Annotated in this window: 23 protein-coding genes; 10 read left to right on the top strand and 13 right to left on the bottom strand. The window is 58.4% G+C overall.

The window, feature by feature from the left end:
- The first annotated feature begins 1 nt into the window (after position 1).
- Positions 2 to 1,591, top strand: a complete 1,590-nt coding sequence (locus tag FZF01_RS06075; RefSeq protein ID WP_150277254.1) for an ATP-binding protein — start codon at positions 2 to 4, stop codon at positions 1,589 to 1,591.
- Between the two features lie 20 nt (positions 1,592 to 1,611).
- On the opposite strand, the gene FZF01_RS06070 is transcribed toward FZF01_RS06075, so the two are convergent.
- Positions 1,612 to 2,235 carry a QsdR family transcriptional regulator gene (locus tag FZF01_RS06070; RefSeq protein ID WP_150277253.1) on the bottom strand — a complete coding sequence of 208 codons (624 nt, stop codon included), beginning with the start codon at positions 2,233 to 2,235 and terminating at the stop codon, positions 1,612 to 1,614.
- 250 nt (positions 2,236 to 2,485) lie between these two features.
- On the opposite strand from FZF01_RS06070, the gene FZF01_RS06065 reads away from it, so the two are divergent.
- Positions 2,486 to 4,357, top strand: a complete 1,872-nt coding sequence (locus FZF01_RS06065; RefSeq protein WP_150277252.1) for a hypothetical protein — start codon at positions 2,486 to 2,488, stop codon at positions 4,355 to 4,357.
- 74 nt (positions 4,358 to 4,431) lie between these two features.
- On the opposite strand, the gene FZF01_RS06060 is transcribed toward FZF01_RS06065, so the two are convergent.
- From FZF01_RS06060 to FZF01_RS06040, 5 genes are all read right to left on the bottom strand, one after another.
- Positions 4,432 to 5,190 (bottom strand): SDR family oxidoreductase, encoded by a 759-nt coding sequence (locus FZF01_RS06060; protein WP_150277251.1) that lies wholly within the window; start codon positions 5,188 to 5,190, stop codon positions 4,432 to 4,434.
- A 101-nt stretch (positions 5,191 to 5,291) separates the two neighbouring features.
- On the bottom strand, positions 5,292 to 6,161 hold the full coding sequence (locus FZF01_RS06055; RefSeq protein WP_373286418.1) for a poly(ethylene terephthalate) hydrolase family protein: 870 nt from the start codon (positions 6,159 to 6,161) through the stop codon (positions 5,292 to 5,294).
- A gap of 250 nt (positions 6,162 to 6,411) precedes the next feature.
- Positions 6,412 to 7,293, bottom strand: a complete 882-nt coding sequence (locus tag FZF01_RS06050; RefSeq protein ID WP_223825416.1) for an alpha/beta hydrolase family protein — start codon at positions 7,291 to 7,293, stop codon at positions 6,412 to 6,414.
- A gap of 215 nt (positions 7,294 to 7,508) precedes the next feature.
- Complete coding sequence (locus tag FZF01_RS06045) at positions 7,509 to 9,380, bottom strand: carboxylesterase/lipase family protein (RefSeq protein WP_150277249.1); 1,872 nt, start codon at positions 9,378 to 9,380, stop codon at positions 7,509 to 7,511.
- 131 nt (positions 9,381 to 9,511) lie between these two features.
- Positions 9,512 to 10,441, bottom strand: coding sequence for a LysR family transcriptional regulator (locus FZF01_RS06040; protein ID WP_150277248.1), 930 nt, complete (start codon positions 10,439 to 10,441; stop codon positions 9,512 to 9,514).
- A 114-nt stretch (positions 10,442 to 10,555) separates the two neighbouring features.
- On the opposite strand from FZF01_RS06040, the gene metE reads away from it, so the two are divergent.
- Together metE and rlmM are read left to right on the top strand one after the other, a co-directional pair.
- On the top strand, positions 10,556 to 12,898 hold the full coding sequence (gene metE, locus FZF01_RS06035; protein WP_150277247.1) for a 5-methyltetrahydropteroyltriglutamate--homocysteine S-methyltransferase: 2,343 nt from the start codon (positions 10,556 to 10,558) through the stop codon (positions 12,896 to 12,898).
- A gap of 39 nt (positions 12,899 to 12,937) precedes the next feature.
- Positions 12,938 to 14,023 (top strand): 23S rRNA (cytidine(2498)-2'-O)-methyltransferase RlmM, encoded by a 1,086-nt coding sequence (gene rlmM / locus FZF01_RS06030; protein WP_150277246.1) that lies wholly within the window; start codon positions 12,938 to 12,940, stop codon positions 14,021 to 14,023.
- Positions 14,024 to 14,026: 3 nt separating this feature from the next.
- Here the strand turns inward: rlmM and FZF01_RS06025 are convergent, their stop codons facing one another.
- Positions 14,027 to 14,311 carry an antibiotic biosynthesis monooxygenase family protein gene (locus FZF01_RS06025; protein WP_150277245.1) on the bottom strand — a complete coding sequence of 95 codons (285 nt, stop codon included), beginning with the start codon at positions 14,309 to 14,311 and terminating at the stop codon, positions 14,027 to 14,029.
- 143 nt (positions 14,312 to 14,454) lie between these two features.
- Here FZF01_RS06025 and tusA point away from each other — a divergent pair, with 143 nt between their 5' ends.
- Complete coding sequence (gene tusA, locus FZF01_RS06020; protein WP_150277244.1) at positions 14,455 to 14,709, top strand: sulfurtransferase TusA; 255 nt, start codon at positions 14,455 to 14,457, stop codon at positions 14,707 to 14,709.
- On the opposite strand, the gene FZF01_RS06015 is transcribed toward tusA, so the two are convergent.
- Positions 14,692 to 15,768 (bottom strand): DUF3080 family protein, encoded by a 1,077-nt coding sequence (locus tag FZF01_RS06015; protein WP_150277243.1) that lies wholly within the window; start codon positions 15,766 to 15,768, stop codon positions 14,692 to 14,694. The genes tusA and FZF01_RS06015 overlap by 18 nt on opposite strands.
- A gap of 66 nt (positions 15,769 to 15,834) precedes the next feature.
- Positions 15,835 to 17,241: an MATE family efflux transporter gene (locus FZF01_RS06010; protein ID WP_150277242.1), complete on the bottom strand. Its 1,407-nt coding sequence runs from the start codon at positions 17,239 to 17,241 to the stop codon at positions 15,835 to 15,837.
- 63 nt (positions 17,242 to 17,304) lie between these two features.
- Here FZF01_RS06010 and FZF01_RS06005 point away from each other — a divergent pair, with 63 nt between their 5' ends.
- From FZF01_RS06005 to FZF01_RS05995, 3 genes are read left to right on the top strand one after another with little or no spacing between them, the layout of a single operon-like run.
- Complete coding sequence (locus FZF01_RS06005; protein WP_150277241.1) at positions 17,305 to 17,847, top strand: elongation factor P hydroxylase; 543 nt, start codon at positions 17,305 to 17,307, stop codon at positions 17,845 to 17,847.
- Positions 17,838 to 18,989, top strand: a complete 1,152-nt coding sequence (gene pdxB, locus FZF01_RS06000; protein ID WP_150277240.1) for a 4-phosphoerythronate dehydrogenase PdxB — start codon at positions 17,838 to 17,840, stop codon at positions 18,987 to 18,989. Before FZF01_RS06005 ends, pdxB begins: the two co-directional genes overlap by 10 nt.
- Entirely contained in the window at positions 18,986 to 20,122 is a 1,137-nt protein-coding gene (locus tag FZF01_RS05995; protein ID WP_150277239.1) for an ATP-NAD kinase family protein, read from the top strand. The genes pdxB and FZF01_RS05995 overlap by 4 nt, the downstream gene beginning before the upstream one ends.
- 153 nt (positions 20,123 to 20,275) lie before the next feature.
- On the opposite strand, the gene htpX is transcribed toward FZF01_RS05995, so the two are convergent.
- From htpX to FZF01_RS05980, 3 genes are all read right to left on the bottom strand, one after another.
- Positions 20,276 to 21,163 (bottom strand): protease HtpX, encoded by an 888-nt coding sequence (gene htpX, locus FZF01_RS05990; protein WP_150277238.1) that lies wholly within the window; start codon positions 21,161 to 21,163, stop codon positions 20,276 to 20,278.
- Between the two features lie 160 nt (positions 21,164 to 21,323).
- The gene (locus FZF01_RS05985; protein WP_150277237.1) at positions 21,324 to 21,779 is read right to left on the bottom strand and encodes a hypothetical protein; all 456 of its coding nucleotides are present in this window, start codon (positions 21,777 to 21,779) and stop codon (positions 21,324 to 21,326) included.
- Positions 21,780 to 21,805: 26 nt separating this feature from the next.
- Positions 21,806 to 23,017: a pyridoxal phosphate-dependent aminotransferase gene (locus FZF01_RS05980; protein ID WP_150277236.1), complete on the bottom strand. Its 1,212-nt coding sequence runs from the start codon at positions 23,015 to 23,017 to the stop codon at positions 21,806 to 21,808.
- Between the two features lie 98 nt (positions 23,018 to 23,115).
- On the opposite strand from FZF01_RS05980, the gene msrB reads away from it, so the two are divergent.
- The gene (msrB, locus tag FZF01_RS05975; RefSeq protein WP_150277235.1) at positions 23,116 to 23,511 is read left to right on the top strand and encodes a peptide-methionine (R)-S-oxide reductase MsrB; all 396 of its coding nucleotides are present in this window, start codon (positions 23,116 to 23,118) and stop codon (positions 23,509 to 23,511) included.
- A 33-nt stretch (positions 23,512 to 23,544) separates the two neighbouring features.
- On the top strand, positions 23,545 to 24,054 hold the full coding sequence (locus tag FZF01_RS05970) for a glutathione peroxidase (protein ID WP_150277234.1): 510 nt from the start codon (positions 23,545 to 23,547) through the stop codon (positions 24,052 to 24,054).
- A gap of 29 nt (positions 24,055 to 24,083) precedes the next feature.
- Here FZF01_RS05970 and FZF01_RS05965 read toward each other — a convergent pair whose 3' ends face one another.
- Positions 24,084 to 26,435: an ATP-binding protein gene (locus FZF01_RS05965; RefSeq protein WP_150277233.1), complete on the bottom strand. Its 2,352-nt coding sequence runs from the start codon at positions 26,433 to 26,435 to the stop codon at positions 24,084 to 24,086.
- Positions 26,436 to 26,483 lie beyond the last annotated feature (48 nt).

Here is a 26,483-nt window from a genome sequence, read left to right as displayed (position 1 = left end):
CGTGAACTCCATCTTTCTGCGCATATACGGCGGCATGCTACTGATTCTTGTTGTGGTGTCACTCCTGGCACTGCTGGGAATCCGCCAGGTGAACGAGTTCCGCGCCGAAACTTACCGGGAGGACATAGCCACCGGCACCTTTCGCCTGATGGCTGACAATCTTGCGCCCATGGAAGGTGCCGAGCGGCTGAGGGCGCTGGCCGCCTGGACGCGCCTGATAGGTGTGCCGCTGCAGTTAAGTACCATCGATCAACTGAAGCTGGACTCGCGTCAGATCGCACATCTGGCCCGTGGCCGGGTGTTGGTCAAGCCTTCGGCGCAAAGTCAGGTGAGGGTGTTCAGCCGGGTCGATGAGCATACGGTGTTGACTACCGAAATTCAGCGCATCACCGAGCAACTAGGCAGGGCAACCTTGTTTCTGCTGGTTGACGAGCTGGTGCGGCACCCGGAATCGGACATGCCTGAACGATTACAGCGTCTGCGTAGGGACAAGGATTTTGGCTACACGCTGATGCTTACGCGAATGCGCGAAGCGGACCTGGATGCAGACCAGCGTCGCCGTCTGGAAGAGTTTGATACCGTCATGACGCTGGGTCCCGATGGCGATTCGGTTTTGCTGTATATGAAGGTGACCGATACCGACTGGGTGCTGCGTCTCGGCCCGCTATTCCAGATGGAAGACTATCCCAGGGAGCTGTTGTTGATCACCGGCTTGCTGGTACTGACGCTCAGCGGTTTGTTGATCTACTTGCTGGTACGGCAACTCGAGCGCCGTCTGATCACCCTGGAAGCTGCGGCAATGCTGCTCAGTCATGGCAACCTGGACGCTCGGGTTGACGCCGTGGGGCAGGACTCGGTGGGCCGTGTTGCCCGGGCCTTCAACGATATGGCGAGCCACCTGCAACGCTTGATGAAGATTCAGCAGGAGATGATCGGCGCGGTGTCCCACGAGTTACGCACGCCTATCGCACGGCTGCGCTTTGGTCTGGAAATGGTGGAAACCTCGAAGGCGGAAAAGGATATTGCCCATTACGTGCACGGCATGGATGCAGACCTCAGTGAGCTGGACATGCTGGTTGACGAGATTCTCACCTACGCACGCCTGGAGCAGGGTGCTCCTGCACTAGGTATGGTGCTCCTCGATGTGCCTGCTTTGATTGACCGTGTAGTGCAGGAATTGGCACCTTTGAATCAGGCAATCACCATGGAGGTTGAGGACAACAGTTACGGGAGAGCCATTGCGGTCGAGGCTGAGCAGCGCTATCTGACCCGGGCTATCAGTAACCTGATTACCAACGCCATGCGTCATGCCAGCAGCCGCGTGCGGGTATCCTGCCAGGTGGTCTATGGGCGCTGTGTGGTAAGCATCGAGGATGATGGCCCAGGCATTGATGAACCGCTACGGGAAAAGGTATTCACACCCTTTCTGCGCCTGGACGATAGCCGTACCCGCGCTTCGGGCGGCTATGGTCTGGGCCTTTCTATTGTACGCCGGGTAATGTTCTGGCATGGCGGTACGGCCCGTGCCGGCAGCTCCACCGCCCTCGGTGGCGCGGATTTCATTATTGAGTGGCCCCTGCGGCGCGGCTAGCGCTGCATCAGGTGGCCGGTCTACCGGCTGTGCCCGTTCACCAGTAGGCGGAAGGCGGTGCTGGCGGGCTCTGGATCGGGTGTTCGGCCACAGATCAAATCACAATAGATTGCCCCTTCACCGATGCGAATAATGAAGTAGGCCAGGCTCTCGGCATCCATTTCCGGATTGATGTTGCCCGCCTGGATCTGCTCTTCAAACAGCTTGCGCCAGGTCTCGATCAGCCGGCTTTGCAGGCCGGAGATATTTGAGGTCAATAACTGCAGGCCCCACTGTGGCTCGGCCCGCAAAAAGTCATGCATCGCCTTGCCGTTGATCAGCGCGATGTTTATATCGGTATAAATCTGCGCAAGAAAATCGATGCCCTTGAGCTTCGGGTTGGCCTCAGCTCGCTCGATGGCTTCGTCGTAAAGGTTCTTGTACTGGGACCAGAGAATCTCGCCCATCAGCAGGTCCTTGTTGCCGACCCAGCGCATCAGCGTCGCACGACCAACCCCCAGCTCCTCTGCCAGCAACGACAGATTCAGCCGACGACCCTCCAGCCACCAGCGTCGGGCCATGCGGAAGGCGCTCATCGGGGTGGCGCGTTCGTCGGATTTGCGCTGTGACAATGCCAGCGACAGGGGGGTAGGTTGGCTGCTCATGGTTTCGAATCCAGAAAATGTATGGCGTGTCATATAGTAGCAACATCGATACCAAGATTAGAAGTGTCCCGGCCATGAATCAGCGCATTTTTCGTCTGTGCAAGCGATTCTTTATCGACTTCAGATGTATGTACGACTGAATCTGCAAATAGATTCAAGCCAGGTGTTAAAGAGACTGTTAGCTTGATCGTCCTAGGTTGGAACAAATACAAAAATAATATGCCCGGTCAGGCCGGGTCAGGAGATCACAATGCGAATAAACAGACTTTCGGCATCTATCCGAGTAGCGGTGCTGCTCTCCGCCGGCGCCGTGCTGGCAGGATGCTTGCCCGGTGGAGGCGGCGGAGCCTCCAGTTCGATTCCGTCCACGGAACCCTGCTCCTCGATTGCCGGTGCTGTGCAGGTAAATGATATGTGCGTGCAAACCACCGTCGTCGCCAGTCCGGCCAAGGCGGCGCAGACACCCGGCACCGCCGGCGTGACCGTAACCAACACCAAACTGGTTACCCATCTGGGCGCCGATGCCGATCTGAACCAGGCGCGCTATACCCGCTACGCGCTGGCCACCCAGGCTGATCTGCAGCCCGATGCCATCCTGGTCGCTGTGCCTGGCACCCTGGGTGGCGCGCACAATTATTTTCGCCTGGCGGAAAATTTGATGGCCAAGGCGCAGGCGGCTGGGTCGGTGGTGGAGGTCTGGGCCTTCGAACGTCGTTCTGTTTTGCTGCAGGACACCGTGGGTCTGAATATTGCGGAGGATGAGAAGGACGCGGGTATTGCGGTGAATTTCCTTTTTGGCGACGAATTGGATCTGCCGCTGAGTCCTGAGCTCGACCGCCGTGCGGTGTTTTACGATCAGATTGATGTTCCCTTCATGGCCAACTGGACACCCCAGGTGTTTTCCCGTGACATTGACGTGGTTGTGGAGCTGGCGCGAGATGCCGCACGCAACGGTAACGTCTTTCTGGGCGGGCATTCAGCTGGAACCGGTTTCGTCGCGCGTTATGCTGCAACCGATTTCAACCTGAGCGGTACGGGAGCGCCGCAGCCAGGCTATGCCAAAGTTCGTGGCTTGGTGCTGTTTGAGGGGCAGGGCGGCTCGTTGCGTGCAGCGGCGCCGACCGCTGCGGAATTGGATGCCGTCGAAGCCGCCGCAGACGGGGGCCTGTATACCGCCGCCCGGACCGGCGCAGTCAGCTCCTATATCAATGCACCCGGGTTGGGGCCCCAGCAGTTGGTCTCCAGCGAGGTGCTGGGCATGCAGATGGCATTCGAAGGCACCATTAATGGGGAGCAGGCAGTTCTTCAACAGGCTTTCGGAGCAGATCGTAATGGTGCGACCAACAGTGTTTATCAGCAGGTGGCAGGCTATAACGACCGCCCCTTTCCGGTAACTGCCGGCGCAGCCCTTGCGACTTTTCAGGACGATGACAATCAGCCTACACCACAGTTTTTCCATCTTTCAATGGGTGCCCTGGGCTCTATGAATGCTGACGGTCTGGTCGAGTGGCTGGATAACGACCAGACGTTGCCGGCTTCGGCTTATACCGACAATGGCCCGGCGCCGATTACGCTGCTGACGCCGCAATTGTTTTGGGGAGTGGAGGCTGAGCCCGTCAATATGGCGCGTTTGGTACCATCCTTGTTCGTAGGCGAGACTAATTACAGCGACTGGTACTACCCGACCACGGGCCTTCTGATTGGCAACAATGCGACAGTCGGGGGCGCAAACCTGGGCCTGGACACCAGTGCCTTGTCTCTACCGGTAGCGGAGGGTGGCCGCGGGCGCTCGGATATCGTCAACCAGACCCAAGCGCAGCAGATCGATGTGCCGGTCATCGGGTTTGGCGGTACCAATGGTCTGACCCCGGTACCCGGTATCTGGCGTAGCTTTGCCAATGCAATCGCACCCTGTGCCTCTCTGAGTTGCGACGGTACGGCGAGAATGCTGTCCGGTGCCAATGACCTAAGCGCCTTCCCCACCTTTGGTGGAGCGGAGGGCGGTTTTGAAGTGCATATGAGCGAAGGTTATTCGCACAACGATGTGCTGGCGGCTGATGACGATGACACCAACAATGTGATCGACCCGCTGCTCGCATTCATGGAGCGTAACGCGCAGTAAAGACTTGCATCAGTAACAAATCAGGCCATCTCCCGGTTGCACGGGAGGTGGCCTTTCTGGTTATGGCAGAAGCATCAACCGCGTCCAATGAAAGGCATTTTTGTGGCCATGATGGTCATGAACTGGATATTGCTTTCCAGGGGCAGGCTGGCCATCTGGACCACGGCCTGGGCTACGTGATCTACGTCCATTACCGGTTCAACGGCTATTTCGCCATTGGCCTGGGGGACGCCGCGCTGCATCGGCACAGCCATATCGGTCGCAGCGTTACCGATGTCAATCTGCCCACAGGCAATGTTGTAGCGCCGGCCATCCAGTGATGTGGATTTTGTCAGGCCGGTCATCGCGTGTTTGGTCGAGGTGTAGGGCGCAGAGTTGGGTCGGGGTGCATGTGCCGATATCGAGCCGTTATTGATGATGCGGCCACCCATGGGTTGCTGGCTTTTCATTATCTTGAACGCCTGCTGCGTGCAGAGAAAAGCGCCGGTCAGATTGGTTTCGACTGTGGCCTGCCAGTGATCGAAGCTGACGTCTTCAAGCGGGACCGGCGGGGCGCCGGTGCCAGCATTGTTGAACAAGAGGTCCAGCCGACCGAAATGTTCGTGAGTTGCTGCAAACAAGGCTTCCACCGATTCCGGCTTGCGCACATCCGTCACTACGGCAAGGGCATGGCTTTCCAGGCCATCAGCTGCTTGAAGCGTGATTTTTAGCTGCTCTTCACGGCGGCCGGCGAGTACCACATGATATCCAGCCTTGAGAAGAGCGAGAGCGGCAGCGCGGCCTATGCCGCTGCCTGCACCGGTCACCAGTGCAACGGGGGTAATATCTGACATGATTTTTCCTGGCGGTTAGCGATGCTGCAGCATAGCGCAGATGCAAAAAAGCCGGTTACCCCAAGGTAACCGGCTTTTATTTGCTGATCAGATGCAGTTGATCAGTTGATGCCCTTGCGCTCTACATCCCATCCACGGTCAGTACACAGACCGCAACGGCTGCCGTAGAAAGTGCTCTCGGCGCTACCATCGTTCATCAGGTGATACCGGAACCAGGCAGTGGAGGGGCCGCGGTAATCACCACCATTACCTACAGGCTCGAAGTGGCTGGCGCTGGTGCGCTCGCCCCAGAAGACCGGTACGTTAGCGTTGCGGAATACCGGTGATGCGTTCAGGCCAGGGGATGCGATGGAGTCGCGGCCACCGGTCATCAGAAACATCGGCCCGTTCTGGCGGCTCTGCGAACTTGAACGGTGTCCCAGTCCAATGGTGTAGGGCTGGAATGGCGCTGTGACGGTTACACGACCATCACGGCCAGCCATGATCGAGCCACCACCACCCTGCGAATGGCCTGTGGTAGCCACTTTGTTCACGTTCAGGTTGCCTGCATAGGTACCAAAGCTACGGCCGTTTTCCTGTACGAGGTAGTCCAGACAATCAATCATGTCCTCGCCAGAGCCGGCATTGGAAGTGCGGGCCGCGGCAACCACGAACCCGTGACTTGCCCAATGGTTGAGCAGGCTGCCGTAGGTACCCGGTGAGCTGCCCGTACCGTTGCCCCAGATGATGATCGGGTGGCGGCGGCCTTCGGCGCCCAGGGTGCGGGGACGATAGACGGTGCAACGAGGACCTTCGTTACCGCTGGTAGTGGCAAAGGGGCCGGAGCGGCTGAAATCAGAAACGGAAGGAAAGTCAGATCCACCGCCGGAAGGGGGCGGAGTGGGTGTTGGGTCAGGCGTGGGGGTGTAAGCCATGACGCTGGTCGACATCAAGAGGGCAGCGGCAAGGCCGGTCAATTTCAAGTTTGCCATTTTCATAGTGATCTCTCTTCGGTTTGTTGTTGTTCAAGACACTGAGCCTCTGGCATCCAACCGACTGTCAGGCTCTTAGCGAGGTTGAATATAGGCCCGGTACCCCCGGATAACACTCGCCTATTCGGGTGAAAATTGAGACAGATAAAAATAATGTGTCTAATTAATGCGTTTTACAGATCAATGACAGTTGGGCAAAAAAAGGCCAGCCCATGGGGCTGGCCTCCGGTTCCTGCCTAACGCTGGGCTATCAGTTGATACCCTTGCGGCGAACTTCCCAGTTGCGGTCGCCACACAGACGGCAGTTGCTGCCGTAGAACGTGCTTTGGGCGCTGTTGTCACCCATCAGGTGGAAACGGAACCAGGCAGTCGATGGGCCACGGAACCCGCCCGCATTGCCAACTGGCTCGAAGTGGCTGGCACCGCGCAGTTCACCCCAGAACACCGGGACGTTGGCATTGTTGAACACTGGCAAGGCGTTGAGGCGAGGTGATGCGATGGTATCGCTGCTGCCGGTCATCAGGAACATGGGCCCATTTTGCTGGCTCTGCGAGCTGGAGCGATGACCCAGGCCGATGGTGTAGGGTTGGAAGGGTGCAGTGACTGTAACGCGACCATCACGACCAGCCATGATTGAGCCACCACCACCCTGGGAGTGACCTGCGGTAGCAACGCGGTTGACGTTCAGCTTACCCGCGTAAGTGCCGCTGCTGCGGCCGTTTTCCTGCACCAGGTAATCCAGGCAGTCGATCATCTCATCACCGGACCCTGCATTGGAGGTGCGCGCTGCAGCGACGACAAAACCATGGCTTGCCCAGTGGGTGAGCAGGGCGCTGTAGGTGCTCGGCGAGCTGCCTGTGCCGTTGCCCCAAAGGATGATCGGGTGGCGACGACCTGACTCGCCCAGGGTGCGTGGCCGGAAAATGGTGCAGCTTGGACCAGCGTTGCCGCTGGTGGTTGAGAAGGAGCCCGAACGGCTGAAGTCGGATACTGAAGGAAAGGCAGTGCCAGTACCCGGATCGGGGGTGGGTGTTGGCGTAGGGGTGGGCGTAGGGTTGCTGGCCAGGGCGTTGACAGAGAGCAGCATGCCAAGGGCGAGACCGGTCAGTTTGAAAGCAAAGGATGCGTTCATGGAGTTACCTGTGGAGTTCGATTGTTGTTGGTTTTATTGACAGAGCCCAATGACTGAATGCCCAAAACAGCGCTCTGACGCAATCGAATGTATGCCTCGCCAGTGAGATTGAAACTCGCCCAATCGGGTGAAAGAGTCATTTTTTACAATTGCGTCATGAAAAACGGGACCCGAAGGTCCCGTTTAGTGGGTCACTAGCCGCTTGGCGGCGTACTTCAGGGGGTGGAGTACGCTGCAGACTGGCCAAAGAAGCCTTGCAGGGTGGCTTGCTCGAATCCATTGATACCGGCGGCCGTCATGGCTGCTGTCCAGGCAGTATTGACGCCTTCAAGGGTCAGCCCTTCGTTGGACATGCTGATATCGGTTTCGGTGTTGGTTGCGTCGAAGACGATGACCTTGTCTGCCCCTGGTGTGCTTGACCAGGGCTGCCAGGCCAGCTCGTCCTTACTGAACTCACCATTGGGATTGCCGCCCCGGGCGAAGTCCGCCAGGTAATCCATCATGGCGTTTTGCAGGGCCATGCGACCAGGCGCGTTCTGTTCGGTGAAGGGCAGATTGAACAGACCCTCGCCGGCGCCATGGAAGAAGGATATTTCCGCAGCATGGCCGGCACCGTAGATGAAATTGAACGGTGATGGCCCTGATTGGGTGCCCCAGCGGAAATCATAGGCATAGGTCTTGGGCTGGTGCTTGGTTATCAATCGCGCCAGTTCATCCACATATTTGGCGCGCCATGCACGGCCACCGTGATAACCGGTAATTTCATAGGTGTCCTTGTCCTTCTGGGTGGGCAGTACCTCATCGAGGGTCTGGTTGCCGGTGAAGGCCACATCCAGCAGGTCCAGCCAGGTCTTGCCGGCCGCGGAGGGAATATTGCCGCCGAACTGGGATGCTTTAAGTGCGCCGCCGTAGAGCGGCATGAAGGACTTCTGCTCGTATTCGTTGGCACCGAGCACAACGGGAACCTTGTTGAAATTGCCACTGGTGAAGGCCGGTATCCAGCCTCCCGCGGGAATCACAGCACCATCCTCGATAGCGCCATAAGAGCCCAACTGACTGTAATTGAATACCGCCTGATAGAGGTCTCGGCCTTCAGCTGCCCGCAGGTAGTTATTCAGTGTGCCAGCAGCCTCCATATCCAGGCGCATTTGTGTGGCCTGGGCGGGGCTGATGGGCGAATTGGGTGTCTTGCGGTCTTCCTGCAGGCGAATCAACCATTCGATATGGCTGTTGGCAGATGTGCGCGCACTGTTGGTGCTGCGGGTGGTCATCGCGCCGCTTTGTGAAACGGCCTGATGGAACAATCCGCTATCGGCCTGGGGCGATACCATCAGATTAAGTACGTTGTGCGCGCCTGCAGATTCGCCAGTGATAGTGACGTTGCCGGGATCACCGCCAAACTCGGCGATGTTTTCCTGAATCCACTTCAAAGCCTGAACCGTGTCCATGGTCCCGAAATTACCTGAATCGGAGATGGGGTCGGCGCCACCGGTCTGGACGTCCGGATGGAAAAACCAGCCCAGCGGCCCTAGACGGTACTGCAACACGACCATTACCACGTCAGAGTTTTCGACGAGGTTGCGACCGTCGTATTGTTTGGCAGTACCAAAGTTGTTCGAACCACCATGGATCCAGACGTAAACCGGCAATTTCTCGTTCTGGTAGTCAGCGCGGTTAGGGCGATAGACATCGACAATCAGACAGTCTTCACTGCCGACCATATTGGATGTGCGCTGCCATTGGGTGGTGGTCTCTGCCTGCACGCATTCGGCGTGCCGTTCGGTTGCGTCCCTAACCCCTGTCCAGTTCTCCATTGGCTGAGGTGCACGCCAGCGCAGGTCGCCGACTGGGGGCTGGGCGTAGGGTAGGCCGTGCCACACCAGTACATCGTCTTCGACGATGCCCTGCACCACGCCGTTGGCCAGGCTCAACTGGCCGGCCGGCATGATATTGCTGCTGGCGCCACCGCCGCCGCCCAGACAGCCGGATAACGTCAGGGATCCGACAACGGCAAGAGCGAGGGTAGACATAGAGGGGCGGGACAAAACAGCGGTGGGAATATTGGTCGTTCGGGTGCGGGAACGCATGGAATCTCTCCTGATTCATTATTGTTGTTAGTAGGGCTTCTTGCGGCCCAATAGTCCGGTCATCCGCCGGACTGAGTCAGGATAGCGGCAAAAAGCTTCTCAGGACGAGACATAAGCAGTGAATATATCGTTCATGGCCTTTTACTTATTTTCGCACTCACGCCCTCCAGCGTGGCGAAGGAGATGTCCTTGGCGGTCAGGAGAAAGTCCTGCAGATAGGACATTTCCAGCATATCTTCTCTCACTGCAGCGTAGAGGGTACCAAACAGCCCTTCCTGCCCCAGGGGTCTGGCGCTGACATAACCACGCTGTAGGTATTCGGCCATTGCCCAGTTTGGCAGGCAACAGACGCCGCGCCCCGATGCGACCAGCTGCATCATCATCACTGTGAGTTCCGCGTTGCGAATTGCGACAGGCTCGACGCCTGCGGGGTCGAGAAACTGAGTGAAGATATCCAGCCTGTCGCGATCCACGGGGTAGCAGATCAGCGTCTCCTCACGCAAATCTGTCGCTTCGACATGGCTGCGGCTGATCAATGGGTGCTGGTTGCTGATTGCCAGCATGGCTTCGTAGGCGAACAGGGGCACGTAGCTGATGCCGGGGATGTCCTTTGGATCGGAAGTGACTACCAGATCCAGTTCTCCCCGAGCCAGGGCTGGCAGGGGAGCAAAGAAGAATCCAGAAGCGAAATCCACTTCTACTTCCGGCCATGCATTACGAAACTGATCAATCGTGGGCATCAGCCACTGAAAGCAGCTATGGCACTCAATCGCCATGTGCAGCCGGCCGGCCTGACCTCCGGCGAGCCGTTGCAGGTCGCGCTCGGCCTGACGAAGTTGCGGCAGAAGATTATCTGCCAGCCGCAGCAGGCGCAAACCCGCACTGGTGAAACGCACAGGTTTGCTCTTGCGCGCAAACAGCGGCAAGCCCAGGCGGTCTTCGAGATCCTTGATCTGGTGCGAAAGCGCGGACTGGGTCAGGTGCAGGCGCTCGGCGGCTTCTACAAGACTTTCGGCTTCACGCAGCGTTGCCAGCGTGCGCAGATGGCGGATTTCGAGCATGGAAGGACTCTCAAACATGAGTGAAATCGAAGTTTAGCATTAACAGGATGAGTTTGATTCAGCTCCCGTCAACGCAGACCATAGTCGCCACACATGAACAGGATGGAGAGCGTTATGGCATTGGCACACAATCTCGGGTTCCCCCGTATCGGACGAGACCGGGAACTGAAAAAGGCACTGGAAGCATTCTGGGCTGGCGACTTAGAGCAGGAAGAGCTGTTGCAAGCCGGCCGCCAATTGCGCGCGCGGCACTGGCAACTGCAGGGTGAAGCCGGTCTGAGCCTGGTGCCGGTGGGCGATTTCGCCTGGTACGATCAGGTGCTTACTCACAGTCTGATGGTGGGTGCTGTACCCGAGCGCTTTGCCACTGATGTCGAGCCGGATCTGGATACCCTGTTTCATATGGCCCGCGGCGTCAGCCGCACTGGCAAACAGACCTTCGCCTGCGAGATGACCAAGTGGTTTGATACCAATTACCACTATCTGGTCCCCGAATTCACTCGTGGCCAGAAGTTCAGCCTGCAGTGGACCCAATTGTTCGAGGAAGTCGACGAAGCGATCGCGCTCGGTCATCTGGTCAAGCCCGTGGTGCTGGGTCCGCTGAGTTATCTATGGTTGGGTAAGACCAAGGGTGAAGTGTTCGACAAGCTGGAACTGCTCGACACATTGCTGCCGGTGTATGTCGAGATCTTCAACCGCCTGGCGGAGCAGGGGGTCGAGTGGGTACAGATAGACGAGCCGGCGCTGGTACTGGATCTGCCGGCCGACTGGAAGGCTGCCTATGAGAGCGTCTATAACCGACTGCAGTACGCACCACTGAAAAAACTGTTGACCAGCTATTTCGGTGGCCTGGAAGACAATCTGGGATTGGCTTGTAGCTTGCCGGTGGACGGTCTGCACGTGGATCTGGTGCGCGCGCCGGAGCAACTTCCCTACGTGCTCGATCGTTTGCCTACCTACAAAGTGCTCTCAGTGGGCGTGGTGAATGGACGCAACATCTGGCGCTGTGATCTGAACGCAACGCTGGATATCCTCCGTCAGGTTCAGGAACGCTGGGGCGATCGGCTCTGGGTGGCGCCGAGTTGCTCTCTGCTGCACAGCCCGGTGGACCTGCAACGCGAGGACCGTCTGGACGATGAGTTACGTAGTTGGTTGGCGTTTGCCACGCAAAAAGTGGGCGAGGTCGCGCTCCTGGCGCGAGCACTGGTCAGCCCGGAGGATGACGATATTCGCCTTGCGCTGGCAGAATCCACTGTAGTTCAGCGAGCCCGGCAGTCATCAAGACGTATTCATGATCCCGCGGTTGGCGAGCGATTGACCCGAGTGAGGACCCAGCATAGTCAGAGAGCCACTCCCTACGTGACCCGGGCTACGCTGCAACAGCAGCTGTTGGCCTTGCCCGCCTGGCCAACCACAACTATCGGATCCTTTCCGCAGACAAGCGAGATTCGCGCCAGCCGCCAGGCGTACAAGCAGGGCCGCATCGACAGGAAGGATTACACCGCCGATATGCGCGCAGAGATCGCCCACGTCATTCATGCGCAGGAAGCCTTGGGTCTGGATGTGCTGGTGCATGGCGAGGCGGAGCGCAACGACATGGTCGAGTATTTTGGTGAGCAACTGGCCGGATACGCCTTTTCCCGATTTGGTTGGGTTCAGAGTTACGGCTCGCGCTGCGTAAAGCCACCGATAATCTATGGTGATATCAGCCGACCGGCCCCTATGACTGTGGAGTGGGCGCGTTACGCCCAGAGCCTGACCGATAAGCCGGTCAAGGGTATGTTGACCGGGCCGGTAACCATGTTGATGTGGTCGTTTCCACGCGAAGACGTCAGCCGTGAGCTGAGTGCTCGGCAACTGGCGCTGGCGATTCGTGATGAAGTAGCGGATCTGGAACGGGCGGGCATCTCGATCATCCAGATCGATGAGCCGGCGTTTCGTGAGGGTTTGCCGCTGCGTGGGGCCGATCAGGCCAGATATCTGCAATGGGCAGCGAAGGTTTTTCGGCTTAGTGCCAGCGGGGTGGCGGATACCACGCAGATTCATACCCACATGTGCTATAGCGAGTTCAATGGCATTCTTGACTCCATTGCCGACATGGACGCCGACGTGATCACCATCGAGACGTCGCGTTCGGACATGGAGCTGCTTGAAGCCTTTTCCGGATACGCCTATCCCAATGCGATCGGGCCTGGCGTCTACGACATCCATTCCCCGCGCATTCCCGAGGTGGCTGAAGTGGTCAGACTGCTCCGCAAGGCCGCGCGGGTGATTCCGGTAGAGCGCTTGTGGGTAAATCCCGATTGCGGACTCAAGACCCGTGCCTGGCCCGAAACGCAGGCCGCTTTGGCAGCGATGGTCGAAGCTGCTCGACAGTTGCGTGAGGGCGATTCGAAGAATCTAGCCGACGTCCGGTCGCAAACAGTGGCCAAGCAACTGGCGCAGTCTGCCGGGTAGCCTGTAAAGTGGCGACCGGTCATTTTGCTGGAGCCTTACATGCGCGAGTTGTTGTTGCACTGCCGCCCCGGATTCGAGGGCGAAACGGCTGCTGAGATGCAGGAGCTATCGGGTGCCAAGGGGATAGCCGGCTACGCGGTTACCAAGGACAACTCCGCGCTGGTGCGCTTCGTATGTCCGCAGGAGGGCGATGCCGAGCGGCTGATGACCAAACTGCGTTTTCGCGACCTGATCTTCGCCCGCCAGTGGGCTCTGGGTGAGTGGTTGGATGTGCCGGTGGAAGACCGTATTTCACCGATCATTACCGCCTGCTCGAAGGGGCCGATTGCATCTTGTGTCTGGCTGGAAACCGCCGACACCAACGATGGCAAGGCGATGGCGGCACTGACCAAGAAGCTGTCACGGCCGCTGGAAACAGCGCTGACCAAGACCCGCTTCGTGCGGCCGGCGAAAACCGATGCGCCGCGTCTGCACCTGTGTTTTGAAAGCGGTCAGCGGGTGTTTGTTGGCTGGTCCTGGGCCAGCAATGCCGCGCCCTGGCCCATGGGCATCCCGCGTTTGAAGGTACCCCGCGACGCACCGAGCCGGTCCACCCTCAAGCTTGAGGAAGCCTGGCATCACTTTGTTCCCCGCGATGAGTGGGATAGCCGCATGGCGCCGGGTATGACCGCAGTCGATCTGGGTGCTGCACCCGGTGGCTGGACCTGGCAGCTGGTCAATCGACACATGAACGTGATTGCGGTCGACAACGGCCCCATGGCGCCGAGTCTTATGGACAGTGGTCAGGTTGAACATATTCAGGCTGATGGCTATATGTTCAAACCCAAGAGAACGGTGCACTGGATGGTCTGTGACATCGTCGACAAGCCCGCTCGATCCAGCGCCCTGCTGGGTCGCTGGATAGGCCGGGGCTGGTGCCGGGAAGCGATCATCAACTTCAAGCTGCCGATGAAACAGCGCTACCAGGAAGTCATGCAGTGCATGGAGCACGTGCAAGCGGACCTGGACGCGGCGGGGATCAAAGCGTCGGTTGCCTGTAAGCAGCTGTATAGCGATCGTGAAGAAGTGACCTGCCACGTGCGTGTGTTGCACGCGGGCAGTTTCAAGATTCAGGCGCTTGGCTGAGTCTTACAGGGGTTCCAGCAAGGTTACCCGTTCTTCCTTCTCCAGCATGGGCGCGAAGGCGCTGATGCTGTCGAAGCGGGCCTGGGAGTTTTCCCAGCGTTCCCATGAATGACGATTTTGCCAGGTAACCATGACAATGCGATGGTTGGGACGCTCCAGATCACGAAATGACTCGCCGGAAATGAACCCCGGAGACTGGATCGCCTGTTGGATAACCTTGCGGGCGGCTTGTTCGTAGGGCTGTTCGAGACCTTCGGCAATTACGCGTTCGATCAGTACTTTGATCATCAAATATTCCTTGATACGAGTGTCAATGGCGTCTTGGTTGGCGCTTCTGTCATATGTTAGAAGTCATAGTTTCGGCGCTCCCGGCGCCGCTGGCAAGGGGGCGCACTTTTGCGGATAATGCTTTTTTATCCAGCAGGCTGATCATGAACGACGCAATTTCCCCCAGACAACTCGATACACGCGGGCTTATGTGCCCTGAACCGGTCATGTTGCTGCACAACGCAGTGCGCGACATCGACAATGGTGAGCTCCTTGAGGTGTTGGCCACAGACCCCTCCACCCAACGGGATATTCCCCGATTTTGCAGCTTTCTTGGCCACGAACTGGTGGAAACAAGCGAAGAAGAGGGTATTTTCCGCTATCTGATTCGTAAACAGACTTCAGCCCTCAGCGGTTGATTGCCAGCCTGATTGACCGGGCCGCGACTGACATGCCCCCAGCACCTCCTGCCAGGCTTCACTGTGAGCTGTCAGTTGGCGTTGGTAGCGCTCCCACAAGGCCGTATTCTCACCCACCAGCGTGCCAAGGTACTGCGCGGTAGCAACGGGAATGGCGGGTACTTTTTGCAAATGCGTGATGTTTTCCTGCCAGGGTTGGCCGAGGCGTTGGATCTGCGCCATGTATGGCTGAATCTCACCGGCGTAAAACAGCACGAAGACGTTCAGCAGAATACGCGAGCGCGAGGTTGGTTGGCCCATGGGGCATAGTCGCAGGGCCGCGGGGCTGTCGAGCATGGTGGTCGCCTGCTCCAGGGTATGGGTCATTCGGCTCAGGCTGTGGATCAACTGGCTACTACGCTCGCTCAGGTGCAGGGCCTGAAAATGGGCTTCCAGCTCAGGCTGGGAAGGAGGGAGCTGGTCTGGCAAATCCATGCCGATTTGGGCCAGTTCCCCCAGAGCCACAATGCCCTGTCGGTCTTCCAGTGCGTGTTCCTGAACGGGTAATGGCTCGCCTGCGAACCGTAGGTAGTACTCGAACTCTTCGCTGGCATTCAGGGCATTCCAGAAAACAGCAGACAACTGCGCGCGCTTTTGTGCAGCCAGTTGCTGCAGTTCGGCGATCAGCTCTTCACGGTCGGGGTCATCCGAGAGAACGACGACACAGTCCTCTATGGCACGGATCAATTCACCTTCAAAGGCCAGCCTGTGAGACCAGGGCATAACCTTGCCGAGAATGCTGTTGCGTTCACTGACCCTTTGCTGGAGCGCCTTGCAGCTGCGTGTGTCGACAAGAAGTTCAATCAGACTGATGCGCAGGGGCTCGATGGCGATCACCCGCTCGCGGCGCTCGGGCAATCGGTACTCGCTCAGCTTCGCGGTATCGTACTGAGCGTGCTCCTGCTCGAGCACACGGCCCAAACGCTCAAGATAATTGTCCATTTGCTGCACAGCAGGGGGCGAACGCTCGCAACCGGCAAATAACAGGCACAAGGCTATGAGTGTCAACGACGTACGCATCGAGGTTCCTCGAACTGGTATGGCGCGAGTATGGCACGCAGCGCCGAACCATATAGCAGCCACCCGTTACCGAAGTTTTCCGGCACTGCCCCAGGGCTGGCGCCGTTTGCGCGCTGCGCTGACCCAGTAGAGGCGCAGCGACAAAAAAACAGCGGCAGCTGTCAGGCCGATAATCAGCCCCTGCCAGAATCCGACCGGACCACGCGCCGGCCCGACCATGTCGGTCAGGCCCAGAATGTAACCGCTTGGCAGACCGATCGCCCAGTAGGCGGTCATGGTCAGCACCATCGGCAGGCGAGTGTCCTGGTAACCGCGCAGCGCGCCGGCACAGGCCACCTGTATCGCATCTGAAAACTGATAGAGGGCCGCATAGAAAAACAGCAGCGAGGCGAGTTGGATAACCTCGGGGTTGGTGGTGTAGAGCAGGGGTATCCAGTCGGCCAGGCCGAGCATGATGGCCGCAGCGATGAAGGCAAATACCAGCGCCACGCCCAGGCCCATCTTCGCGGCAAAAAGCCCGGCCCGGGCTCCGTTGAGGCCCAGGTTATGGCCAACGCGTACGGTAATCGCCAGGCCCAGACTGAAAGGCACCATGAAGGTCAGCGAGGAGAAGTTCATGGCGATCTGGTGGCCGGCGACGACGATCGCCCCCAAACCGCCGATCAGTAGCGCGATCACGCAGAACATGCTGGTTTCGGCAAAGAGCGCCATACCGATTGGTAGCCCGAGCCCCAACAGGTGGCGCTGCTCACTCCAGCGCGGCCAGTCAAAGTGCTCGAACAGTCCGGTCACCGCGTAGAGTTTCGAGCGTTTCAGATAGATCAACATGCAGCCCAACATGAACCACATCACCAGCGCCGTTGCGACGCCGCAGCCTACGGCGCCCATCGCTGGCAGCCCCAGCTTGCCGTATACCAGTACGTAGTTGGCGGGCACGTTAAGAGCCAGGCCGAGAAAGCCGATCAACATGGTGGGTTTGGTTTGTGACATCCCATCGGTCAGGCCACGCAGGGCCTGGAACAGGGCCACTGCGGGAAAGCCGATCGCTACTGCTATCAGATACTCTACTGTAATCGGGATCAGCTGTGGCTCGACATCCATCCAGTGCATGATGGGTTCAACCGAGCTGAGAAAGACTGCGCTGAGACAACCGATAATCAGGCCCAGCCAGGCACCCTGGCGTACCAGACTGCCGGCATCGGCCAGGTGGCCACTGCCGTTGGCGGCTGCCACCTTGGAGGTGACGATCATCAATACGCCGGTCAGAAACAAAAAGGTGGGTATCCAGAATGCGTTTCCCAATGCCACGGCTGCCAGGTCCACGGCGCTGACCCTGCCGGCCATGGCAGCGTCGACAAAACCGAGCAGGGTATGCGACATCTGGGCGGCGATGATCGGCAAAGCCAGCCAGATCAGAGAGCGCAATTCTGTTACACTGCGGCGCCTGTAGGTGCCGGATTCGCGGGTGGTCATAGCCGGTTAGTCCGAGGAAAAGCGACCCATCCTAACAACTTGCCGAACATTGTCCAGCCGTCCATGACTCACGATTGCCAGGATCTGATCCGCCTCTTCAACGCCTGTTTTTCCGGCGATTACAACACTGTGCTGGTGGGTGGAAGTGCGGAGCCCGAATACCTTCCGGCGGACGAGCATCACCTGCAGCACCGTATTCTCTTTACCCGGGACTACTTTCGCAGTGCGCTACATGAGGTGGCCCACTGGTGCGTCGCTGGCGCGCAGCGTCGCTTGTTGGTGGATTTCGGTTACTGGTATGCGCCCGATGGCCGCAACGCTGATCAGCAAAAGGCATTTGAGCAGGTAGAGGTCAAACCCCAGGCCCTTGAGCTGCTTTTTTGTGAGGCGGCGGGGCACCGGTTCAGTGTGAGTATGGATAACCTGGGCGGCGAACGGACTGATCCGCAGCCCTTCATTGACGCAGTGCAGCGGCAGCGAACGCAATATCTGGTTGAGGGTTTGCCGGAGCGGCCGGCACGCTTTATTGCTGCGCTACGGGACTATTATTTCCCGGACTGCTCATCTGCTGTCGCTTTCGATACAGGGTACGTTTCATGCGCATAGTGGCTGACGAAAACATTCCTCTGCTTGATGGTTTCTTTGCCTCCTTCGGCGACATCATCCGGATGCCAGGTCGGGCCATAGACAGGGCAGCCGTGTCTGATGCTGATGTATTGCTGGTGCGCTCGGTGACGCGGGTGTCAGCCGAGCTTCTGGCCGGCACGCCGGTGCGCTTCGTTGGCACCTGCACGATAGGTACAGATCACCTGGATCTTGCCGGTCTGGCTGCTGCGGGGGTTCGGGTCGCCAGCGCGCCGGGCTGCAACGCGCGCGGTGTAGTCGAGTATGTCTTGAGTTGTTTGCTGACCCTCGCTGAACGCACGGGTGAGTCGTGGTGGGGCAAGACCGTAGGTGTGGTAGGTGTTGGAGAGGTGGGAAACCGCCTGATTACTACCCTTGAGGCGCTCGGCGTGCGCTGTCTGCGTTGCGATCCGCCGCGGGCTGATGCCGGTGAGAGAGGATTGATCGATATCGATCAGCTGCTTGCTGAAGCGGACGTCATCAGTTGCCATGTGCCTTTGACGAGCGAAGGTGCGTATCCGACCAGCCATCTGTTCGATGAGCAACGTTTGCAGGCGCTGAAAAAGGGCGCCTGGTTCATCAACAGTAGCCGCGGGCCGGTTATCGATAACCTGGCGCTGGCCAGGGTTCTGTCCCAGCGTCCTGATTTGCAGGTGGCACTGGATGTATGGGAGTACGAGCCAGAGGTGAGCCCAGCCCTTGCAGCCCTCTGCGCGCTGGCCACGCCGCACATTGCGGGTTACAGCCTGGATGGCAAGCTGCGAGGCACTGCCCAGATCTATGCTGCACTCTGTGATTTCGCGGGCGAGCCTGTTGCGGTGCGGCTGGAGGCTCTTGCTCCCAATGCCGGTGAGGCGACGTGGCAGGTAAATCCTGAGGTCTGCGCCGACTGGTTGCTGGCGCGAGCGTTACGCTGGGTATATGACGTACGAGATGATGACGCCCGTATGCGCCATATGCTGCGCACTGCTGCAGACGAGTCACAGCGCCGCGCCGGGTTTGATCAGTTACGCAAGATGTATCCGCTGCGCAGGGAAACCGGTTTGCTGGCTTTTGCTGGCTCGGATGTTTTACCTGTGAATGTGCAGAATGTGTTGCTGGCAGCGGGGTTTACACTGTCATGACAGAACAACCCAAACAACGTTTTCGCATTGGATTGATCATCAATCCGCTCGCCGGTCTGGGCGGGCAGGCGGCTCTCAAGGGGTCAGATAATGTTGCAGCTCAGGCTCTGGCGATGGGCGTCAAACCTCTTGCCATAGAGCGGGTTCGCAAGGCTTTGGAAGTCGTGCTGCCCCACGCCGAGCGTATTGAATTTATGGTGGCACCCGGTGCCATGGGTGCGGAGTTGGTCGCCGGAATGGGCTTTGAGCATCAGGTGGTCGGCAGTCTGAGCGACGGGGTCACAAGCGCTCAGGACACCATGCGCCTTGCGGAAGAACTGGTCACACAAGGGGTTGATTTGCTGCTGTTCGCGGGCGGTGACGGCACCGCACGGGACATCTGCAGCAGCGTGCCGGCGGGGCAGCTGGCGCTGGGTATTCCGGCGGGGGTAAAGATTCACTCCGGAGTCTATGCCGTCAATCCCCGCGCTGCCGGTGAACTGGTGTCGCTGCTGGTCTGTGGCGAGCTTGTGCGTCTCGGCGAGGCGGAGGTGCGAGATATTGACGAAGAGGCCTTTCGTCAGGGAAGGGTACGTACTCGTCATTTCGGCGAACTGGCGATCCCGGAGGAGGGACGGTTCGTACAGCAGGTCAAGCAGGGCGGCCGTGAGACCGAGACCCTGGTGCTTGACGATATCGCCGGCTGGTTGCAGGAAGAGGATGCGGACATCGGCTGGATCATGGGTCCCGGCTCGACCAATCTTGGTCTGCTGGAAGCCATGGGTCTGGAAGGTACTCTGCTGGGTGTGGATGTTTTGCGGGACGGCCAATTGCTCGCGGTGGATGCGACTGAGCAGACGCTGTGGGAGCTGCTTCAGAACGGCGGCGAATGGCGGATTCTGGTTACCGCCATCGGCGGACAGGGCCACATCCTGGGTCGCGGCAATCAGCAGATATCTCCGCGCGTTGTGCGTGCTGTCGGCACAGATAACCTGCTGGTAGTAGCGACCAAGACCAAACTCAAAACCCTGGCTGGCCGGCCTTTTCTGCTGGACAGTGGCGACGCTGAACTCGATCAGGAGCTTACGGGACTGCGAAGGGTGTTGAGCGGGTATCGGGAAGAGATGTTGTATCCGGCGAGTTGGCGGGCCTGAAGGCAGCGGCAAGCTGCAAGCTGCAAGCCGCAAGCCGCAAGCCGCAAGCTGCAAGCCGCAAGCTACAAGCGAACCCAAAAGAAAAACCCCCGTAGCTTCAGACTTCGGGGGTTTTTGGTTTTAACTTGCAGCTTGAGGCTTGCAGCTGGGGTGTTACCTGAACCCCGCCGTTTTCAGTGCGGCAATACGCTCTTCCAGAGGAGGGTGGGTCATGAACAGGGCTGCCAGGCCCTTGCGCAGACCACCGTTGATGCCGAATGCAGTCATTTCGCCGGGTAACTCGACCGGCACGCCTTGCTCGGAGCGCAGGTGCTCAAGTGCAGCAATCATGTTGCCTGCGCCTGCCAGCTGAGCGGCCGCGGCGTCAGCGCGAAATTCCCGTTGGCGGGAGAACCACATGACGATGATGCTGGCCAGAATACCCAGGATGATCTCGGCAAAAATAGTAGCAATGATAAAGCCGAATCCGGGACCGTCTTCGTTCTTGAAGATCACCCGGTCCACAAAGCTGCCGATGATGCGTGCAAAAAACATGACGAAGGTGTTTACCACACCCTGAATCAGCGTAAGCGTGACCATATCTCCATTCGCCACGTGTCCAATTTCGTGGGCCATCACGGCCTTGACTTCATTGGGGCTGAAGCGTTGCAACATGCCTTCCGAAACCGCTACAAGGGAGGAGTTGCGGTTCCAGCCAGTAGCGAAGGCGTTCGGCGCGCGGGAAGGAAAGATAGCCACTTCCGGCATGCCGATGTTGGCCTGCTTGGCCAGCATGGCGACGGTATCAACCAGCCACTGCTCCTGACGATTCTGCGGCGTTTCAATGACACGGGCACCGGTGCCGCGTTTGGCCATCCATTTGGATAGAAAAAGAGATACGAAAGCACCGCCAAAGCCGAACAGGGCGCAAAAGATAAGCATGCCGGTCAGATCGATGCCGCCTGCGGCGTCGCGTGTACCTATACCCAGCAAGCTGAGGGTTACGCTGGCTACCAGCAAAATGGCCATGTTGGTGGCCAGAAAAAGAACAATGCGCATCATGGACTACAGTCTCCTCAAAGGATCAAAGAGGTATTTGCCGACGTCTTCCCACGACGGCAATTACCCAAGTATTCAAGCGGTAATAATGGGTGTTTTCTGGCGGCTTTCAATAGGCCGTCTGTTGCAAATCGTGTGGCCATGTAAAGCGCTGACTTGCGTGCTAGACCGAGTCCCTGGGCAGGCCCTGCGCGGGCGATCGAAGGAAGCAAAGATGAGCCGTTTCCGCCATGCGAACAGACGAGCCGCTTGCCTTGGCGTCGCGTAACTGTTGCGCCAGTGTTGCCCGTTGGCGGGCTATGCTGGCGGGCAGGTTGGTATCGAGCATGTGCTTGGCCGGGGTACTGAGCAGCACGAAGGCCCGCTCCGTCAGGCAGCACTGGTCTATCGCTTCCTGACGAATGACGTCGGTGTAACGCAGGAAGCCCTCTTCTGCCAGCCAGAGCATGGCGCTGAAGCAGGCCTGGTGCCGTGGCGCCGGAACGCCAAAGGCGTCTGGTTCGTGCTCGCCAATCAGGTCTGCCACAAACAGCGTGGTTGGCCGCGGGAAGCTGTTGTAGAGCCCCAGCAGGATGCCGGCAACATCATGATAGAAGTCATCGATATGCAGGTCAGCCACATCTGTCTCCGCGTTGGGTAGTGTTGCTACTGGCGGTAGTGCTTGAGGAACTTGCCGATCCTGCCGATCGCCATTTCCAGGTCGTCCTTGCGGGGGAGAGAGACGATGCGGAAATGGTCCGGCCAGGGCCAGTTGAAGGCGGTACCCTGCACGACGAGGATCTTTTCCTGTAACAGCAGATCCAGCACCATCTTTTCATCGTTATGGATCGGGTAGACCTTGGGATCCAGTTTCGGGAAAAGATAAAGCGCGCCCTGGGGCTTGGTGCAACTGACGCCGGGGATTTCGTTCAGCAGTTCCCAGGCAGTGTCGCGCTGCTCCAGCAGGCGGCCACCGGGCAGAATCAGGTCGTTGATGCTCTGGTAGCCACCCAGTGCTGTCTGTATTGCATGCTGCGCGGGCACGTTGGCGCACAAACGCATTGAAGAGAGAATATCCAGGCCTTCTATATAACTTTGTGCCTTGTGTTTGGGACCACTGATAATCATCCAGCCGGAGCGGAAGCCAGCGATACGGTAGGATTTGGACAGGCCGTTGAAGGTCAGGCAGAACAGGTCCGGGGCCACTGCAGCCACCGAGTCGTGCTCGACGCCGTCGTAGAGAATCTTGTCGTAGATTTCATCGGCAAACATGATCAGGTCATTTTCGCGCGCAACCTGAGCGAGTTGTTCCAGCATGTCACGGGAATACACTGCCCCGGTGGGGTTGTTTGGATTGATCACCACGATCGCGCGGGTGTTTGGGGTGATCTTGCTGCGAATATCGTCGATGTCTGGATACCAGTCGGCCTGCTCATCACACAGATAATGAACAGCTTTACCGCCTGACAGGCTCACGGCGGCGGTCCATAGCGGGTAATCGGGTGCCGGAATCAATACTTCGTCACCATTATTGAGCAGCGCCTGCATCGCCATCACGATAAGCTCTGACACACCGTTGCCCAGGTAAATATCCTCAATGCTTACATTGGGGATGTTTTTGGTCTGGGTGTAGTGCATCACTGCCTTGCGTGCGGAAAACAGCCCTTTGGAATCGCTGTAACCCTGGGCTGTGGACAGGTTGAGAATAACGTCCTGCAGGATTTCCTCAGGCGCCTCGAAGCCGAACGGAGCAGGGTTGCCGATGTTCAGCTTGAGAATCCGGTGGCCTTCTTCTTCAAGGCGCTTGGCATGGCGCAGAACGGGCCCGCGGATGTCGTAACAGACATTGGCCAACTTGTGCGATTTGCTAACCTGCATGGTGCTTTCCTGGGGCTGTGCGAATGGGCGTAAAACCCTCATCATACGTTGTGCGGCCCTGACTGGGAAAGTCTGAATCGACCCCTTGAGGAGTAGATATGAACAAGATCACGAAGAGCGAGCAGGACTGGCGCGAGCAGCTTGACCCCGAGCAATACCAGGTGTGCCGGCTCAAGGGCACCGAAAGGCCGTTTACCGGTGCCTACTATGCCAATACCACGCCGGGGCGCTATCACTGCGTTGCCTGTGACGCCGAACTGTTTGATACCGAGACTCAATTTGATGCCGGCTGTGGCTGGCCGAGCTATTACGCACCCGTAAGCGAGGAGGTAGTGACCGAGGTGGAGGATTTCAGCCACGGCATGCACCGTACCGAGGTGCTCTGTAGCCGCTGCGACTCACACCTGGGGCATGTATTCCCTGATGGACCTCCACCTACCGGCTTGCGGTACTGCATCAATTCCGTTGCTCTCAGGCTGGATCCACGGGCTTGATAGCGTCACAGAACTTTGACAGGAGTGCGAACCATGACTGACACACCGGGCGACGCCCAGCAGAACGAAGTGCTGCAGATTCCCATTACCACAATCGATAACCGGGAGATTACCCTGGGAGAGCTGGGTGGTAAGGCCTATCTGGTAGTCAATACTGCCAGCAAGTGTGGCTTCACGCCTCAATACAAGGGGCTTGAGGAGTTATGGCAGAGCTATCGTGAAAGGGGCCTGCAGATTGCCGGTTTTCCTTGTAATCAGTTTGGCGGGCAGGAGCCGGGCAATGAAGAGCAGATTGCAGCATTCTGCGAGAAAAACTACGGAGTCAGCTTTCCCATGTTTGCCAAGGTGGAAGTCAATGGCAGCGAGGCTCATCCGTTGTTTCGCAAGCTCAAGTCCGATGCGCCTGGTTTACTAGGCAGCAAGGGCATCAAATGGAACTTCACCAAGTTTCTGGTAGACGGCCAGGGCAAGATAATTGCCCGATATGCACCCTCAACAGCGCCCGCTGACATTGCCAGGGACATTGAGCCCCTGCTCGATTGAGATAGGTTCAGGTTCCGTGGTCGCTGGGATCAGTCGGCCGCGGGAGCCTCCAGCCATTTGATCATTAACGCCTGCAGGTCCTCGCGCTTGAAAGGTTTGGCCAGATAATCGTTCATGCCGGCTTCTTCGCAACGCTGGCGATCTTCATGAAGGGCATTGGCGGTCAGTGCGATGATGGGTATGTTCTGCCAGCGGGGGTCTTCGCGCATACGTCGACTGGTTTCATAACCGTCCATCACCGGCATATTGCAATCCATCAGTACCAGGTCGAAGTCTTCCCGCTCCAGGCGCGCCAGGGCAGCTTCGCCATGCTCGGCAATGTCCACTTCATAGCCCAGGCGCGTCAGCATGCCGCGGGCAACCAGCTGGTTCACACTATTATCCTCAACCAGAAGAATCCGCTGACCGGTTGGCTTTGATTGGCTTGAATGTGTTTCCTGAACCTGGTCTGCAACGCCCATGCAGCGATCTATCGCTCGCGCCAGGCGCACTCGCGATGGCGGGCTGGCAACCTGCGCGCAAATCCCCATCTCCTGGCTATCTGCTCCACTGAGTTGCTCCGGGTAGGGGCAGACCAGGATACGAGGCAGCCCGGCTTGCTGGTTTGCCAGCGATCGGGCCAGGTCGGGGTGGTCCAGAATCCACAGATCGGCATCGCCTTTGCTCCCACAGGGCGCCAGCGCATCGGAATACTCCTGCAAGGTGCAGTCAATCTTCCAGTGGCGCAGTAACTCCAGCATTATCTGGCCCTGCAGGCGGCCTTCGTGACTCCAGATAATTATCCGACAATGCCTGGGGTAATCGTAACTGGCTTCGTGCTGGTGCAGGGTTATCGGCAGGGTGACGGTAAAAGTGCTGCCCTCGCCGTAGCGTGACTCGACTTCCAGTTTGCCATGCATGGCATCAGTCATGCTCTTGCACAGGGCCAGCCCCAACCCGGTGCCACCGAAACGACGCGATATCTGAGCGTCAGCCTGGGTAAAGGGCGAAAAAATACTGGTCAGTGCGTTTTGCGCAATACCTATACCGGTATCGCGCACGGTAATGCGTACCTGATGGCCGCTCGCGAGCGTGGGCTCCAGGTCGAGCCGCAGGTTGACGTGACCCTGCTCGGTGAACTTCAGCGCGTTGGATAGCAGGTTGCTGACGATCTGGCGGATGCGGGTCGGATCGCCCAGTACCAGGCCGGGCATAAGGGGGTCGATTCTACAGGTGAGTTCGACCTCCCGCTTGCCGGCGTTCTGGGATAGCAGGCTGGCAGTGTCTTCCAGCAACGCACCAAGATCAAAAGGAATCTGCTCAAGCTGCAGTTTGCCCGCCTCGAATTTGGACAGATCGAGAATATCGTTGAGCAGCTCCACCAGAACCTTGCCGGAATCGTAGGCGATAGTCAGTTGTTGGCGCTGCTCGTTACTCAATGGGCTGTCGAGCGTCAGTCCAATCATGCCCAGCAGGCCGTTGATCGGGGTGCGGATCTCGTGGCTCATGCTGGCCAGGAAGGAGGAGCGTGCGCGGGCCATGCTCAGGGCTTCTTCCCTTGAGCTTTCGAGGTCGCGATTGGAGCGGCGCAATTGGGCGTTGGTTTCCTGCAGCTCGGTGGTGCGCGCCTCGACAATGATCTCCAGTTCTTCCAGGTACTGACGCAGACGCTCCTCGGCACGCAGCTTCTGGCGCATATTGACGTCGATACTCTGTAGCTGGCGGTTGATCACTTCAACCAGGGCGCCGATTTCGTCACGCTCGTGGTGGGCGGGGCAGGGTAACCGGCTGCGGTCATCATCGCCGGTTTTCATGTTCAGCAGATCGTCGATCAGATGCACCAGCGGTTTGGTCAGCATGCCGTAGAACAGCACCATCAGCACCAGGGAGAGGATCAGGCTGAGGATGAATCCTGACAGCATGGTGAGGCCGGCGCGGCGCAGGAAGTTGGCACCCTGATGAAAGGTGTCGACTTCAATAACCAGATAACCAAGCAGCTCGTTCGGTGCATGATCGACATACAAGGGGCGGGAGTAGGTACGGCGGCGGTCGAAAAGGGCATCACTTACCGCCCGATAGGGGCTGCTCGCCATCGGACGGCTGACGCTGGCAAGAGCAATGGCGTTGTTGTCGATGATTTCCGCGCGCACCACGGGGGGAGCCTTTAGCAGGCCGTTGACCAATTCCAGGGCCAGCTCGGTGTCGATGTTGTAGGCGATTCGTGAAGCTGGACCGAGGCTGACGTTGATCTGTGCGCGAACTTCCTCGTCGATAGCTGTGTTCTGCGCCCGATAGTCCACTATTACCTGCACAAGCCCCAGCAGGGTGCCGAGGATGAAGGCAGCCAAAACCCCTAGGCGTGTCTGCTTGAAGGAGAGGCGGTCGGTGAAGCGGATGTTCATTAGCGTCCTGCCACTGTCGTCTGCCGTTCATGGTAGCCCAACTCTGGC

It is taken from the genome of Halopseudomonas salina (genome assembly GCF_008641105.1).
This window is presented reverse-complemented; position numbering and strand designations above follow the sequence as displayed.

Bases quoted from the DNA above. Each gene is read 5' to 3' on its own strand.
- FZF01_RS06070 (WP_150277253.1), bottom strand. From the start codon at position 2,235: ATGAGCAGCCAACCTACCCCCCTGTCGCTGGCATTGTCACAGCGCAAA.
- FZF01_RS06065 (WP_150277252.1), top strand. From the start codon at position 2,486: ATGCGAATAAACAGACTTTCGGCATCTATCCGAGTAGCGGTGCTGCTC.
- FZF01_RS06060 (WP_150277251.1), bottom strand. From the start codon at position 5,190: ATGTCAGATATTACCCCCGTTGCACTGGTGACCGGTGCAGGCAGCGGC.
- FZF01_RS06055 (WP_373286418.1), bottom strand. From the start codon at position 6,161: ATGGCAAACTTGAAATTGACCGGCCTTGCCGCTGCCCTCTTGATGTCG.
- FZF01_RS06050 (WP_223825416.1), bottom strand. From the start codon at position 7,293: ATGAACGCATCCTTTGCTTTCAAACTGACCGGTCTCGCCCTTGGCATG.
- FZF01_RS06045 (WP_150277249.1), bottom strand. From the start codon at position 9,380: ATGCGTTCCCGCACCCGAACGACCAATATTCCCACCGCTGTTTTGTCC.
- FZF01_RS06040 (WP_150277248.1), bottom strand. From the start codon at position 10,441: ATGCTCGAAATCCGCCATCTGCGCACGCTGGCAACGCTGCGTGAAGCC.
- metE (WP_150277247.1), top strand. From the start codon at position 10,556: ATGGCATTGGCACACAATCTCGGGTTCCCCCGTATCGGACGAGACCGG.
- rlmM (WP_150277246.1), top strand. From the start codon at position 12,938: ATGCGCGAGTTGTTGTTGCACTGCCGCCCCGGATTCGAGGGCGAAACG.
- FZF01_RS06025 (WP_150277245.1), bottom strand. From the start codon at position 14,311: ATGATCAAAGTACTGATCGAACGCGTAATTGCCGAAGGTCTCGAACAG.
- tusA (WP_150277244.1), top strand. From the start codon at position 14,455: ATGAACGACGCAATTTCCCCCAGACAACTCGATACACGCGGGCTTATG.
- FZF01_RS06015 (WP_150277243.1), bottom strand. From the start codon at position 15,768: ATGCGTACGTCGTTGACACTCATAGCCTTGTGCCTGTTATTTGCCGGT.
- FZF01_RS06010 (WP_150277242.1), bottom strand. From the start codon at position 17,241: ATGACCACCCGCGAATCCGGCACCTACAGGCGCCGCAGTGTAACAGAA.
- FZF01_RS06005 (WP_150277241.1), top strand. From the start codon at position 17,305: ATGACTCACGATTGCCAGGATCTGATCCGCCTCTTCAACGCCTGTTTT.
- pdxB (WP_150277240.1), top strand. From the start codon at position 17,838: ATGCGCATAGTGGCTGACGAAAACATTCCTCTGCTTGATGGTTTCTTT.
- FZF01_RS05995 (WP_150277239.1), top strand. From the start codon at position 18,986: ATGACAGAACAACCCAAACAACGTTTTCGCATTGGATTGATCATCAAT.
- htpX (WP_150277238.1), bottom strand. From the start codon at position 21,163: ATGATGCGCATTGTTCTTTTTCTGGCCACCAACATGGCCATTTTGCTG.
- FZF01_RS05980 (WP_150277236.1), bottom strand. From the start codon at position 23,017: ATGCAGGTTAGCAAATCGCACAAGTTGGCCAATGTCTGTTACGACATC.
- msrB (WP_150277235.1), top strand. From the start codon at position 23,116: ATGAACAAGATCACGAAGAGCGAGCAGGACTGGCGCGAGCAGCTTGAC.
- FZF01_RS05970 (WP_150277234.1), top strand. From the start codon at position 23,545: ATGACTGACACACCGGGCGACGCCCAGCAGAACGAAGTGCTGCAGATT.
- FZF01_RS05965 (WP_150277233.1), bottom strand. From the start codon at position 26,435: ATGAACATCCGCTTCACCGACCGCCTCTCCTTCAAGCAGACACGCCTA.